This window comes from Arthrobacter sp. MOO21 (genome assembly GCF_057369995.2).
In genome coordinates this window covers 617,633-631,514 of the sequence record NZ_CM170671.2, presented here as the reverse complement: position 1 = coordinate 631,514, position 13,882 = coordinate 617,633, and the positions used below count along the sequence as shown (strand labels likewise).

General features: G+C 62.5%; 11 protein-coding genes and 3 rRNA genes. 9 read left to right on the top strand and 5 right to left on the bottom strand.

Annotated features, from left to right (window positions below; genetic code table 11):
- Positions 1 to 14: 14 nt before the first annotated feature.
- Positions 15 to 407: a VOC family protein gene (locus tag AC2JAJ_RS02825; RefSeq protein WP_473693618.1), complete on the bottom strand. Its 393-nt coding sequence runs from the start codon at positions 405 to 407 to the stop codon at positions 15 to 17.
- A 280-nt stretch (positions 408 to 687) separates the two neighbouring features.
- Here AC2JAJ_RS02825 and AC2JAJ_RS02820 point away from each other — a divergent pair, with 280 nt between their 5' ends.
- The 7 genes from AC2JAJ_RS02820 (at position 688) to AC2JAJ_RS02790 (ending at position 10,133) form a co-directional block, all read left to right on the top strand.
- Positions 688 to 2,019 carry a GmrSD restriction endonuclease domain-containing protein gene (locus AC2JAJ_RS02820; protein WP_486414341.1) on the top strand — a complete coding sequence of 444 codons (1,332 nt, stop codon included), beginning with the start codon at positions 688 to 690 and terminating at the stop codon, positions 2,017 to 2,019.
- A 49-nt stretch (positions 2,020 to 2,068) separates the two neighbouring features.
- Positions 2,069 to 2,788: a PASTA domain-containing protein gene (locus tag AC2JAJ_RS02815; protein WP_221386983.1), complete on the top strand. Its 720-nt coding sequence runs from the start codon at positions 2,069 to 2,071 to the stop codon at positions 2,786 to 2,788.
- A 595-nt stretch (positions 2,789 to 3,383) separates the two neighbouring features.
- Positions 3,384 to 4,905: ribosomal RNA gene (locus AC2JAJ_RS02810) — 16S ribosomal RNA — on the top strand.
- Positions 4,906 to 5,438: 533 nt separating this feature from the next.
- Positions 5,439 to 8,567: ribosomal RNA gene (locus tag AC2JAJ_RS02805) — 23S ribosomal RNA — on the top strand.
- A 175-nt stretch (positions 8,568 to 8,742) separates the two neighbouring features.
- Positions 8,743 to 8,859 (top strand): 5S ribosomal RNA (gene rrf / locus AC2JAJ_RS02800).
- The 16S, 23S and 5S rRNA genes sit together here, the layout of an rRNA operon.
- A 140-nt stretch (positions 8,860 to 8,999) precedes the next feature.
- Positions 9,000 to 9,677: an FCD domain-containing protein gene (locus AC2JAJ_RS02795; RefSeq protein WP_501053348.1), complete on the top strand. Its 678-nt coding sequence runs from the start codon at positions 9,000 to 9,002 to the stop codon at positions 9,675 to 9,677.
- A 204-nt stretch (positions 9,678 to 9,881) separates the two neighbouring features.
- Positions 9,882 to 10,133: a hypothetical protein gene (locus tag AC2JAJ_RS02790; RefSeq protein ID WP_501053347.1), complete on the top strand. Its 252-nt coding sequence runs from the start codon at positions 9,882 to 9,884 to the stop codon at positions 10,131 to 10,133.
- Here AC2JAJ_RS02790 and AC2JAJ_RS02785 read toward each other — a convergent pair whose 3' ends face one another.
- From AC2JAJ_RS02785 to AC2JAJ_RS02770, 4 genes are all read right to left on the bottom strand, one after another.
- Entirely contained in the window at positions 10,134 to 10,382 is a 249-nt protein-coding gene (locus tag AC2JAJ_RS02785) for a hypothetical protein (RefSeq protein ID WP_486414344.1), read from the bottom strand.
- 13 nt (positions 10,383 to 10,395) lie between these two features.
- Complete coding sequence (locus tag AC2JAJ_RS02780) at positions 10,396 to 10,554, bottom strand: hypothetical protein (protein ID WP_486414345.1); 159 nt, start codon at positions 10,552 to 10,554, stop codon at positions 10,396 to 10,398.
- Positions 10,547 to 11,185: a hypothetical protein gene (locus AC2JAJ_RS02775; RefSeq protein ID WP_486414346.1), complete on the bottom strand. Its 639-nt coding sequence runs from the start codon at positions 11,183 to 11,185 to the stop codon at positions 10,547 to 10,549. Before AC2JAJ_RS02775 ends, AC2JAJ_RS02780 begins: the two co-directional genes overlap by 8 nt.
- A gap of 97 nt (positions 11,186 to 11,282) precedes the next feature.
- Positions 11,283 to 11,717 carry an ester cyclase gene (locus AC2JAJ_RS02770; protein ID WP_473693604.1) on the bottom strand — a complete coding sequence of 145 codons (435 nt, stop codon included), beginning with the start codon at positions 11,715 to 11,717 and terminating at the stop codon, positions 11,283 to 11,285.
- 167 nt (positions 11,718 to 11,884) lie between these two features.
- On the opposite strand from AC2JAJ_RS02770, the gene AC2JAJ_RS02765 reads away from it, so the two are divergent.
- Both AC2JAJ_RS02765 and AC2JAJ_RS02760 read left to right on the top strand, forming a co-directional pair.
- A complete protein-coding gene (locus AC2JAJ_RS02765; protein WP_501053346.1) occupies positions 11,885 to 12,934 on the top strand; it encodes a LuxR C-terminal-related transcriptional regulator in 1,050 nt (349 codons plus the stop codon).
- A 17-nt stretch (positions 12,935 to 12,951) separates the two neighbouring features.
- A complete protein-coding gene (locus AC2JAJ_RS02760; protein WP_486414348.1) occupies positions 12,952 to 13,881 on the top strand; it encodes a CPBP family intramembrane glutamic endopeptidase in 930 nt (309 codons plus the stop codon).
- Position 13,882: the final 1 nt, after the last annotated feature.

Here is a 13,882-nt window from a genome sequence, read left to right as displayed (position 1 = left end):
TTGCCTGTGGCTGCCTACGGTTTGTAGGCGCCGCGGACTGCTGGCGGCGTCTGCTCCTGCACCACCCAGCGGTTGCCGTCGGGGTCGCTGAAGTAGGCGAACAGGACGCCCCCAAGGTCCTGGATGTCGCTGATGGCCGCGCCGCGCCCTACCAGCTCGTTCCTGACTTCCGTGATGTCCGGGACTACAAGCTGCAGCCCCTCGAGGCTGCCCGGTGCCATGGCGGTCATACCCGTGCCGATGACGATCGAAGCCGCGGAACCCGGAGGCGTCAGCTGGACCACCCGCATCCCGGGAATGTGCTCCACGTCGTGGTCCAGGACGAAGCCGAGTTTTTCGGTGTAGAACGCCTTCGACCTGTCGACGTCGGACACCGGGACCTGGACAACCTCGAGGCGCATCTGCATGCGGGCCACTTTAGCTTTGACGCATCCGGCTGGGAATGGGATGTCCCGTCCCGCGTTTGTCCGGACTTGGTTTTGCGCCGGAATATTAAGTGCCGAAGCCCGAATATGCAACGGTTCCTCAAGGTTGCATCAAGAGTGGCTGAATGTTGGCTGAGGAATGCGGAAGCGGGGCGAAGGCGCCCTGAACAGGACATAGGCTCCGGACAACAAGTTTGTCGGGCTTAGCAGCAGGCCCGGCAAATGCAGGGCCCTGTTCGTGGCCCGCATCAATGGGGAAACAATGTCCGATCACCGAACCCTTCCCCGGTCTGTTCCGCCTGCGCGCCGGCCGGAGCCGCAGCGCAAGCCCCGTGCCTCCACCTTCATCGTCGGCGGCATCACCGCCCTGTTCATGCTCCTCGGCGCACTGAGCAGGGGGATCGGCCTGGCGCTCATCTTCCTGGCCATCACCGCTGCGCTCACCGGTTTGTACGTTCTTGCCACTGGCCGGCGCTCCTGGGCATGGCTACCCGCCCGGCGCAAGGCCGGGGCCGTCGCGCTTGCCGGGTCCCTTGCCCTTTTGGTCGGCGGGGGCATCGCCCTGCCGCACGTATCAAGCGCAGACCTGGAGGCGGCGTCGTCCGGGAGCGCTGCCAAGGCGGCGACCGCGAAGGCAAGCGCCACCGCCCCAGCCAAGCCGTCGCCGTCGTCCACTCCGACGCCGACCCCGCCGGCGCAGGAAACCGGCGAACCGCTGGACCCGGACACCCCGTACGTTCTGGCGGCAGGCGTTGCGGCCACCGCGCCCAACGCGCAGCCCACCTACGCCACCAGGGCGCTGGACCTGCTGGCCACCCTTCCCATCAAGGGCCGGGCGCCGAAGACGGGGTACGACCGTGCCCTGTTCGGCCAGGCGTGGGCGGACGTTGACCGCAACGGCTGCGACACCCGCAACGACATCCTCAAGCGGGACCTGACCGGCATCACGTACACGAACAGCGTGCCCTGCAAGGTTCAGTCGGGCACCCTGGCCGACCCCTACACGGGCACGAGCATCAGCTTTGTCCGCGGTTCCGGCACCAGCAGCGCCGTGCAGATCGACCATGTGGTGGCGTTGAGCGATGCCTGGCAGAAGGGTGCCCAGCAGCTGACGGTGGAGCAGCGGACCGCCTTCGCCAACGATCCATTGAACCTGCAGGCGACAGACGGGCCCACGAACATCAAGAAGGGCGACGGCGACGCCGCCACCTGGCTGCCGCCCAACAAGGCTTTCCGGTGCGAGTACGTAGCCCGGCAGATTTCGGTCAAGGCGACGTACGGCTTGTGGGTCACCCAGGCGGAACACGACGCGATGGCCCGCATCCTGGGCGATTGCGCGGGGCAGTTGGCGCCAACAAACCAGACCGCACCTGTCATTGAACCGGCTCCGGCCCCTGCTGCCGTGGCTCCCGCCACTCCTGTAGCTCCGGCGCCTGTTGCTCCGGCACCTGTTGCACCGGCTCCTGCGCCGGCCGCTGCCTACTACGCCAACTGCGCGGCGGCACGGGCGGCGGGAGCTGCGCCGCTGTACGCCGGCCAGGCAGGCTACCGCTCCGCACTTGACCGTGACTCCGACGGCGTTGCCTGCGAGTAGCGGCGCCCACGTCCTTCCATCACCATCACAACCATTCCCAGGGGGAAACATGCAAGAAAGTTCCAAACCTGCCGTCGGCACGTTGCAGAAGACGCTGGCGCTGGCCGTGCTGACCGGGCTTCTGCTGACTGGATGCGGCGGGAAGCAGGAGGCGACGCAGCCGGCAGCCACGGCAACCGCTGTTTCGCAGACAACGGAGAACGTCACAGTTCCCGGGGTGGTTGGCCTCACCCTGGACAAAGCGACCGATCAGCTGGAACGCCTCGGGCTCAAGGTCGAGGCCGTGGACACCGCCCACGGCAAGTCGGTCATCGTCAAGAAGAACTGGCAGGTGATTTCACAGGACCCCGCCAACGGCGCACAGGCGGCCAAGGGCTCCGCAGTGCATCTTGGCGTCAAGAGCCTTGACGATATCGCTGCGGAGAAGGCCGCTGCGGCGAAGGCTGCAGCCGACAAGGTCGCAGCAGAACAGGCCGCTGCGGCGAAGGCTGCCGCTGATAAGGCCGCTGCCGAACAGGCCGCTGCGGCGAAGGCTGCCGCGGACCAGGCCGCGCGGGATGCCGCTGCCAAGGCAGCCGCCGAGCAAGCAGCTGCCCAGAAGGCTGTCCCCGCTCCGGTCCAAGCACCGGCACAAGCGCAAGCGACCGTCGACGGAGTAACCCCCGGTGCGTTTTGTTCCCCGACTGGGGCCATGGGTCTAAGCGCCAAGGGGACCACCTACACCTGTAAGCCGTCGGCTACAGATACGCGATCCCGCTGGCGTCAGTAGCTGACTTCGGGAATCCTGCCGTGGACACCTCTTCCGGGAGGTGTCCACGGCATTGCTCTTTCTGTGCCGCAGCCCACACAAAGACATTGCGACGGCGGAGGGCCGGCGGGGTGCCCCGATGGCCCCTTCTGCCGCGGAATTCCGGGGGACCGGAGGCGCCGGAGGGTGGATTTGCGGTGGGGTTGTGGGGCGTGTATTGTTTTCTGAGTCGCCGCCGCTGAAGCGGAAAAATAGCGGCCAAACCCCCTTCTGAACGGCCTGGAAAATGGTTCGCTTTTGAGCGTGCTGTTGTGTGGGTGGGGCTGATCCTGGTGTTGGTGGTCGCGGAAACGTGGATTTGCCAAGTGCTGGTGGGTCGGGTAAGTTTGGAAAGTTGCTCCGGAGCGATCCTGAATGTTTGGTTTGGGTGGTGCCGGGTGTGTCTGTTGTTTGAGAACTCAATAGTGTGCCATGTTTGTTGATACCGATTTTTTATGAATTGGTTGAATTTGCTGTGCCGCCACCCCGTGGTTGGCATGGTTTTTTAGCTGGTTTCAAATTTTGTGCAGCCTGGTTCCGCGTTATTTCCGTGGTTCTTGGTTGTGTCTGTTTGTTTTCAACGGAGAGTTTGATCCTGGCTCAGGATGAACGCTGGCGGCGTGCTTAACACATGCAAGTCGAACGATGATGCCCACTTGTGGGTGGATTAGTGGCGAACGGGTGAGTAACACGTGAGTAACCTGCCCTTGACTCTGGGATAAGCCTGGGAAACTGGGTCTAATACCGGATATGACCTTCCATCGCATGGTGGTTGGTGGAAAGCTTTTGTGGTTTTGGATGGACTCGCGGCCTATCAGCTTGTTGGTGGGGTAATGGCCTACCAAGGCGACGACGGGTAGCCGGCCTGAGAGGGTGACCGGCCACACTGGGACTGAGACACGGCCCAGACTCCTACGGGAGGCAGCAGTGGGGAATATTGCACAATGGGCGCAAGCCTGATGCAGCGACGCCGCGTGAGGGATGACGGCCTTCGGGTTGTAAACCTCTTTCAGTAGGGAAGAAGCGAAAGTGACGGTACCTGCAGAAGAAGCGCCGGCTAACTACGTGCCAGCAGCCGCGGTAATACGTAGGGCGCAAGCGTTATCCGGAATTATTGGGCGTAAAGAGCTCGTAGGCGGTTTGTCGCGTCTGCCGTGAAAGTCCGGGGCTCAACTCCGGATCTGCGGTGGGTACGGGCAGACTAGAGTGATGTAGGGGAGACTGGAATTCCTGGTGTAGCGGTGAAATGCGCAGATATCAGGAGGAACACCGATGGCGAAGGCAGGTCTCTGGGCATTAACTGACGCTGAGGAGCGAAAGCATGGGGAGCGAACAGGATTAGATACCCTGGTAGTCCATGCCGTAAACGTTGGGCACTAGGTGTGGGGGACATTCCACGTTTTCCGCGCCGTAGCTAACGCATTAAGTGCCCCGCCTGGGGAGTACGGCCGCAAGGCTAAAACTCAAAGGAATTGACGGGGGCCCGCACAAGCGGCGGAGCATGCGGATTAATTCGATGCAACGCGAAGAACCTTACCAAGGCTTGACATGGACCGGACCGCCGCAGAAATGTGGTTTCCCCTTTGGGGCCGGTTTACAGGTGGTGCATGGTTGTCGTCAGCTCGTGTCGTGAGATGTTGGGTTAAGTCCCGCAACGAGCGCAACCCTCGTTCTATGTTGCCAGCGGTTCGGCCGGGGACTCATAGGAGACTGCCGGGGTCAACTCGGAGGAAGGTGGGGACGACGTCAAATCATCATGCCCCTTATGTCTTGGGCTTCACGCATGCTACAATGGCCGGTACAAAGGGTTGCGATACTGTGAGGTGGAGCTAATCCCAAAAAGCCGGTCTCAGTTCGGATTGGGGTCTGCAACTCGACCCCATGAAGTCGGAGTCGCTAGTAATCGCAGATCAGCAACGCTGCGGTGAATACGTTCCCGGGCCTTGTACACACCGCCCGTCAAGTCACGAAAGTTGGTAACACCCGAAGCCGGTGGCCTAACCCCTTGTGGGAGGGAGCTGTCGAAGGTGGGACTGGCGATTGGGACTAAGTCGTAACAAGGTAGCCGTACCGGAAGGTGCGGCTGGATCACCTCCTTTCTAAGGAGCACCTACAGCAACCATTCATCGTGTATGCGGTGGTGTGGTGTTGTCAGGAAGCAAGCCCGTTGCGCAGGCGTCTGTTCTGCGGCGGGTGCTCATGGGTGGAATATCAACGAATTTGCCGGGCACTGGGTGTCTTGTTCTTCTCTAGTACGAACCATTTGTGTGGTTCTGGAACGGTGGGGCGGGTTTCCTGGTGGTTGGTTATGGCACACTGTTGGGTCCTGAGGCAACAGGACCATGTGGCGGCTCTCCTGGTGGGGGTTGTTGTGTGGGACTTTGTTTCTGGTTTCCCTGCCGCGACGCTTTCACGCATGTTTGATCCCTTTTGGGGGGTTGGTGTGTGGGGTGTGTGGTGTGGGGTTGTTGTTTGAGAACTACATAGTGGACGCGAGCATCTTGTATAAGAAGCAATTTCCAAGATTATGAACCTGGATCTGGTTCGTGTGCTGTGGCTCTCCTTGTGGGGGTTGTGGTGCGCGGGACGGTTTCTGTGGTTCTCTCGAGTGTTTTTTGTTTTTGATCTTTGTGGTCAAGTTTTTAAGAGCACACGGTGGATGCCTTGGCATTAGGAGCCGATGAAGGACGTAGGAATCTGCGATAAGCCTGGGGGAGTCGATAACCGGACTGTGATCCCAGGGTGTCCGAATGGGGAAACCCCGCTAAGCGCGCGAGTGACTTGGTGACCCGTACCTGAACACATAGGGTGCGTGGGGGGAACGCGGGGAAGTGAAACATCTCAGTACCCGCAGGAAGAGAAAACAATAGTGATTCCGTTAGTAGTGGCGAGCGAACGCGGATCAGGCTAAACCGTTCCATGTGTGATAGCCGGCGGGCGTTGCATGGTCGGGGTTGTGGGACTTTCCATACCAGTTCTGCCGGGCTGGTGGGGTGTGATGTGCGCGCATAGGTGAACGGTTTTGAAAGGCCGGCCAGAGAGGGTGTTAGTCCCGTAACCGTAATGCGTTTGTGCCGCCTGTGAGAGTATCCCAAGTAGTACGGGGCCCGAGAAATCCCGTGCGAATCTGTCAGGACCACCTGATAAGCCTAAATACTCCCTAATGACCGATAGCGGACCAGTACCGTGAGGGAAAGGTGAAAAGTACCCCGGGAGGGGAGTGAAACAGTACCTGAAACCGTGTGCTTACAATCCGTCGGAGCAGCCTTGTAGCTGTGACGGCGTGCCTTTTGAAGAATGAGCCTGCGAGTTAGTGTTACGTCGCGAGGTTAACCCGTGTGGGGCAGCCGTAGCGAAAGCGAGTCTGAATAGGGCGTGTGAGTGGCGTGATCTAGACCCGAAGCGAAGTGATCTACCCATGGCCAGGTTGAAGCGACGGTAAGACGTCGTGGAGGACCGAACCCACTTCAGTTGAAAATGGAGGGGATGAGCTGTGGGTAGGGGTGAAAGGCCAATCAAACTTCGTGATAGCTGGTTCTCCCCGAAATGCATTTAGGTGCAGCGTTGCGTGTTTCTTACCGGAGGTAGAGCTACTGGATGGCTAATGGGCCCTACAAGGTTACTGACGTCAGCCAAACTCCGAATGCCGGTAAGTGAGAGCGCAGCAGTGAGACTGTGGGGGATAAGCTTCATAGTCGAGAGGGAAACAGCCCAGACCACCAACTAAGGCCCCTAAGCGTGTGCTAAGTGGGAAAGGATGTGGAGTTGCCCAGACAACCAGGAGGTTGGCTTAGAAGCAGCCACCCTTAAAAGAGTGCGTAATAGCTCACTGGTCAAGTGATTCCGCGCCGACAATGTAGCGGGGCTCAAGTACACCGCCGAAGTTGTGGCATTCACACATATCTCTAAGCCTTTGTGGTTCAGGAGTGTGGATGGGTAGGGGAGCGTCGTGTGGGCGGTGAAGTCGCGGTGTAAACCAGCGGTGGAGCCTACACGAGTGAGAATGCAGGCATGAGTAGCGAAAGACGGGTGAGAAACCCGTCCGCCGAATGATCAAGGGTTCCAGGGTCAAGCTAATCTGCCCTGGGTAAGTCGGGACCTAAGGCGAGGCCGACAGGCGTAGTCGATGGACAACGGGTTGATATTCCCGTACCGGCGAAAAACCGCCCATGCTGAGCGGGGGATACTAACTGCCCGAAACCTGCCCGACACCCCTTGTGGGTGAAGGGTTTTGGTGGAGCGCAGGACCTGATCCCGGGAGGCAAGCGTATTAACAGGTGTGACGCAGGAAGGTAGCCGAGCCGGGCGATGGTTGTCCCGGTCTAAGGATGTAGGGCGAACGGTAGGCAAATCCGCTGTTCATGATGCCTGAGATCTGATGGGACCCCCGTATGGGGGGATTTGGTGATCCTATGCTGCCGAGAAAAGCATCGACGCGAGGTTTTAGCCGCCCGTACCCCAAACCGACACAGGTGATCAGGTAGAGAATACCAAGGCGATCGAGAGAATTATGGTTAAGGAACTCGGCAAAATGCCCCCGTAACTTCGGGAGAAGGGGGGCCCCAACCTTGAACGGACTGCGCGTCCGGGAGGGGATCGGGGCCGCAGAGACCAGGGGGAAGCGACTGTTTACTAAAAACACAGGTCCGTGCGAAGTCGCAAGACGATGTATACGGACTGACTCCTGCCCGGTGCTGGAAGGTTAAGAGGACCGGTTAGCCTCACGGCGAAGCTGAGAATTTAAGCCCCAGTAAACGGCGGTGGTAACTATAACCATCCTAAGGTAGCGAAATTCCTTGTCGGGTAAGTTCCGACCTGCACGAATGGAGTAACGACTTCCCCGCTGTCTCAACCATAAACTCGGCGAAATTGCAGTACGAGTAAAGATGCTCGTTACGCGCAGCAGGACGGAAAGACCCCGAGACCTTTACTATAGTTTGGTATTGGTGTTCGGAGTGGCTTGTGTAGGATAGGTGGGAGACGTTGAAGCCCGGACGCCAGTTCGGGTGGAGTCATCGTTGAAATACCACTCTGGTCACTTTGGACATCTAACTTCGGCCCGTAATCCGGGTCAGGGACAGTGCCTGATGGGTAGTTTAACTGGGGCGGTTGCCTCCTAAAAAGTAACGGAGGCGCCCAAAGGTTCCCTCAGCCTGGTTGGCAATCAGGTGTCGAGTGTAAGTGCACAAGGGAGCTTGACTGTGAGAGAGACATCTCGAGCAGGGACGAAAGTCGGGACTAGTGATCCGGCGGTACATTGTGGAATGGCCGTCGCTCAACGGATAAAAGGTACCTCGGGGATAACAGGCTGATCTTGCCCAAGAGTCCATATCGACGGCATGGTTTGGCACCTCGATGTCGGCTCGTCGCATCCTGGGGCTGGAGTAGGTCCCAAGGGTTGGGCTGTTCGCCCATTAAAGCGGTACGCGAGCTGGGTTTAGAACGTCGTGAGACAGTTCGGTCCCTATCCGCTGCGCGCGCAGGAAATTTGAGAAGGGCTGTCCTTAGTACGAGAGGACCGGGACGGACGAACCTCTGGTGTGTCAGTTGTACTGCCAAGTGCACCGCTGATTAGCTACGTTCGGATGGGATAACCGCTGAAAGCATCTAAGCGGGAAGCTCGCTTCAAGATGAGATTTCCATACACATTTATGTGTGAGAGGCCCCCAGCCAGACCACTGGGTTGATAGGCCGGATGTGGAAGCGAGGACTAACGACTCGTGAAGCTGACCGGTACTAATAGGCCAACAACTTACACCACACAGAAACATACAAACTCTGCTTGCGTCCACTATGTGGTTCCCAACCAACAACCCCCGTTGCTGGTGGAACCAATTAACTGAATAACAACACCACCATGCTGTCCCAGGACAGCAAGTCGTAACCACACAAGATTTCCCAACCCCAGCCACGGCTGACGGTCCGGGTACAAGGGTTACGGCGGTCATAGCGTGGGGGAAACGCCCGGTCCCATTCCGAACCCGGAAGCTAAGACCCACAGCGCCGATGGTACTGCACCCGGGAGGGTGTGGGAGAGTAGGACACCGCCGGACACACACCACATGGTCGAGGCCCCAACCACACGGTTGGGGCCTCCCACATTTAAAACACCACCACGCCCCATTCCCGGGACGCCCGAGCGACCGCCTGTCGGTTGTCCGGGCACGCCGCCGGAGGCCTATATCGTGGAGCCATGACGTTTGACGAGGTGTTGGCTGATCTGCAGAACGAGGCCAGGACCACCAAGCACGCCGAAACCGGGCTTTGGGTTGCCGCGCAGCTCCGCAGCCGCATCGAGGCGGGACAGCTGAAGCCCGGATCCAAGCTCGCCGAGGAAGCACTCCGCGAAGCCCTGGGGGTGTCCCGCAACACGCTCCGGGAGGCGTTTACCGCCCTGCACGCCGAGCATATCGTCACGCGCATCCCCAACCGCGGTGTCTTCGTGGCCCGCCCCACGGCAGCAGACATCCGCGAGATCTACAGGGTCCGCCGGTTTCTGGAGCCCGCGGCAGTGCTGTGGTCCGGGGATGCGCCGCTGGGCCCCCTCAAGGAGATCATCCGCCGTGCCCGGGCCGCGGCCGCCAAGGGCAACATTCCTGCCATGGCCGGCGCCAACCAGGACTTCCACCGTGCGCTGGTCAACCGTGCCGGCAGTGAGCGCCTGAACGGGCTCATGGACCAGGTGCTCGCGGAGATGCGCCTGGTGTTCCACTCCATGGCCGCCGACCCCGCCTTCCACGAGCCCTATGTGGAGGACAACGCCAGGATCGTGGAGCTCCTGGAGGCCGGGGATCCTGCCGCGGCAGCGAACTTCCTTGCCGGCTACCTGAACCGCGCCGAAACGCAACTGCTCGCGGCCGTCGACCGCTAATGATCATGTGCGGGCCGGCAGTCACAATTGGTAGCCCGGGCCCGGGCGGGCATGCGCGCCCCGCCGCAGGGTAGTCTGGCTTCACCACGCAGGAGTGCGTGACCTGGAGCAGCGGGCAGGGTTGTAATGAGCTGGCCATCCGCCCGCGACGCAAGGAACACCCATGCACCACAACCAACAGAACCACGTCCAGGAGCCACGGCAATGGTAGGGCCCGCCGCTACCCTTCGGCCACGAAGGAAACGGGTCCGGCATCCCCGCCTGGCAGTGGGGGACAGTGTCCGGTACAGCGAAGGAACCCTTGCCGGCACCGGGGTCGTGGACGCCATCACGACAGACTATTCCATCATCTGGGTATGGACCGACGACGGCCACGGCCGCCGCATGTTCCTCCAGGGCTGCGGCAGCATCGTCTCCTCGCTGGCTTCCGCCGACCAGGATGCTGCGGCCGGCTGATCAGGAGTCCTTCCGCGCATCCCCGGACGATGGACCAGACCGGGTACGATTCCTGCGCAGGAAATCCCGCCTCACCAGCACCAGCACCACGGCCTCAAGGATGAAGAAGGCGCCGAGAGCAACCCAGTAGCCAAGCATGGCCTGGACGGCCACGAAGGCCACCAAGCCGAGGCCGAGAGCAACCACGAGGATGGTGACCGGTGAAAGATCCTGGGAGCTTGCCGCCATCCAGTCCGGAGGGGTGTTCACCCTGCGCCATGGCCTATGCGCCATCTCTGTCCAGCACCGCGGCGTGGCGCCGCCGCCGCTCGTCAGCCTGGCCGATCCCGTCCCGGACCGCGGCACGCACCACGGCGTACAGGATGTAGAAGAAGACGGCGACGAAGACCGCGTACAGGACAAGCCCAGTGAAACTACCCATTGCTGCTGCCCTCCCCGGGCCAGTACTGCTGAACGCCGGAAGCGGCATCCCGCAGCCGGCCGCCGTCGAGCGTGATGGACGTTTCGTCGAGGCCGAAGTCGGTCCACTGGGCAAACAACCGGAGGTCGCCGGCAGGGGGAAGCGGCCACAGCCAGAGGGTTCCGGTGCCGGCAAGTTCGTCATCGCCACCGCCGCCGCCGCCGTTGTTGAGGGCAAGCGTTGGAGGCGCTGGCTGCCCGCCGGTGCCCATGAGCCCGTACGGCACCTGATGGCCGGAACTGGCCCTCGAACCGTCGGGAAGCTGGACACCGAACATCAGCGCGGACCGGGTGGCCCTGCCCTGGTGCATGCCCATGGGCCGGAAGAACAAGCCGCGCCTTTCATCCCAGGCCTCCTCGTTTTCTTCCCCCCGGCGGAAGACCCACGACAGGTTGAACGACACACCCGTTGAGAACACCTCGGCACTTCGCAGCGCGACGACCGTCGTCGGGCTGCGGTGCAGGAAGGCGCCGAGGTGCACAACGGCCGGCAGTTCGTAGGCTGGCGGGGCGGCCCACGGCGGCGGGGCGTGCTGGGCGGCACGGGGCCGGGGTGGCAGGGGAGGGACGGGAAAATCCTGGAAGAAGGCCACGGTGGTCCTTTGCATTGGCCGGCGACCGACCAGCGGAAAAGGCAGCAGACACCGCCCTGGATCCCCCAATCCGTCCTTACCCGGCCAGTCTAGCCTCCTACTGCCTGGACGGTTCCGGGAGCAGCCCGAGCTGTCCCAGGAGTTCCATCTGGTCGAAGTAGGCACGGTATGCGGTGATCGCGCCGGCCTCCACCCTGGCGACGTCGCAGCTCCTGACCCGGACCTGCCGGCCGGTGGGCGGAAGTGTCCCGCCGGTGGGCAGGTTGAGCGCGCCGGTGTTCGTACCCGTCACGAAGCCTTCATCGATGGCCACGTTCCCGGCCTCATGCTTGTCCACGAACTCGTACCTGACGTCCGGCATGGCCTCCCAGAAATGGAAGTAATAGTCCGCGATTGCCGCGCGTCCGGTAATCTCCCCCTGGTCCGGCGTGTCCAGTACCGCGTCGGCGGCATAGCAGCCAGCCAGCGCGTCCTTGTCCTTCGACTCCATGGCCGCCATCAGCCGGTCCATGACATCGCGTGCCTGTCCCATTGCAACCTCCTTTGATCCGGTGACGCCGGGCCTGGTCCGGCATCCATAAGGGAAAAGTACGACGGCGCCACGCACCGCCGCGATCCCCTCACCGGGGGTTTCGGGGTGCTTGGGAGCCCCCCAAATTAGGGGATTGCCGCGCCGCCGTCCGGGACGATACTTGAGGTATGTGGGAGGAGCGCGCGGAGCGTGCCCGGCGGGACATCGCAGCACTGGCTGCCGGCGGGATGGGCCTGGCAGACCTCTACACCTCGGCCCTCGCCGTCGTGCAGCGCGAGGTGCCGTTCGAGCAGGGGTGCTGGGCCGCCGTCGACCCCGATTCAATGGTCATGACGTCCATCACCAACTGGCAGCCCTGGCCGGTGGGCAAGGACCAGTACGAGGAGTACAGCCTCCGTTTTGCCCAGACCGAATACACCGGACAGGAACCCAACACCTTCGCCGAGTTGCTGCGCCGGCCGCATGCCATCGCCAGGATGTCGGACGCGCCGCACCGGGAGGTGGTGCGCAGCGTCCGCATCAACGACCTGCTCAAGCCGCAGGGCCTGGAACACGAGCTGCGGGCGGCGTTCCGCGTGGACGACACGTGCTGGGGAGTGGGCAGCATTTTCCGCGACGGCGGCCGCGACTTTACCGACCGCGAGCTCGAATTCCTGGACGCGGTGACAGCCACCCTTGCGGCCGCTACCAGGGTCGCCGTCCGTGTGGCGCACCCGGTGTGGCAGGCCGCCGTCGGACCCGTCATTGTCCTGGCCGGGCTGCACGGCGAGCTGCGCGCGGCCACCTCCGCGGCCGCCACCTGGCTGGCCGAGGTGGAGGAAGCCGCCCCCGGCAGGTTCAGCATGACGCTCTATTCGGTCGTGGCGCAGGCGCATGCGGCTGCCTCCGGAACGGCGCGGGCCAGGATGCGCGACGCCGGGAACAACTGGGTGGTGCTGCAGGCCAGCCGGCTGATCACGGGGGACGACCCGGAGCAGATGGTGGTCACCGTGGAGCCCGCCACCACCCATGAACTGGCCAGCCTGCTGCTGATGGCGTACGGGGTTACGGCCCGGGAGCGGGACGTCTGCCTGGAGGTGCTGTCCGGAAATCCGACGGCGGACATCGCCAGGCACCTGTTCATCTCCCCGCACACCGTGCATGACCACCTGAAGTCGGTCTTCGGGAAAGTCGGCGTTGGGAGCCGGGGGGAGTTGGTGGCCCGGCTCGTGGCCTGAAACGCGGGGAGGTTCCCATGCATGCCCTGGCGACATCGGTGCGCAGGCATCCGCTGCCGTGGTACTTCGCCGTGACCTTCACCCTGTCCTGGGGCGCCATTGTCTCGGCCGTATGGGCCGTCACCGGCGGCCTCTCGCCGACGCCGGAGCAGTTCCAGCTCACCATCCCCGCCACGGTGCCGGCGATGCTGCTGGGACCCGCGGTGGCCAGCCTGGTCCTGACCGGAATCGTGTCGGGACGGGAAGGGTACCGGGACCTGTGGGCCCGGCTGGTGAAGTGGCGGGTCGAGGGCCGCTGGTACCTCTTCGCCCTGCTGGTCGCACCAGTAACGCTGGCCGCTCCCGTGCTGGTGCTGTGGATGTCTTCCCTGAATTATGCGCCGAGGATTGCCACGGGGCCGGACAGGGCAGGGACGCTCGTCACGGCGGTCGTGCTGGGGCTGGTGGTCGGGCCCCTCGAGGAGATCGGCTGGACGGGGTTCGCCATTCCCCGGGCAAGGCAGCACTTCAGCGTTCTCTGGACAGGGCTGCTGGTGGGGGTGCTGTGGGGTGCCTGGCACTTCTTCGTCAACTACTGGGGCGGTGGCGGCACGAACGGCGGCGTGCCGCTGGCGGTCTTCATGTCGCTGTGGGCAGCCGCGGTACTCGTCGGCCAGCTGACGGCCTACCGGGTGCTCATGGTTTGGGTCTACGACCACACGGGCAGTGTGTTCGTGGCGGCGCTGATGCACGCGAGCCTGGCGGCATTCCAGTTCATCCTCAACCCGACGACGCCCGGAGTCCCCCAGCAGGTCTACCCCTGGGGGCAGGCGGCCACGACGTGGCTCGTGGTTGCTGCCGTGGCGCTGACCAGCCGGGGCGAAACCATCGGCCCGCGCCGTTTCCGGCCCATCCACATCCGGATACCGCACAGGTCATCGCGCAGGTCATCGCATAGGCGGAGGTAGC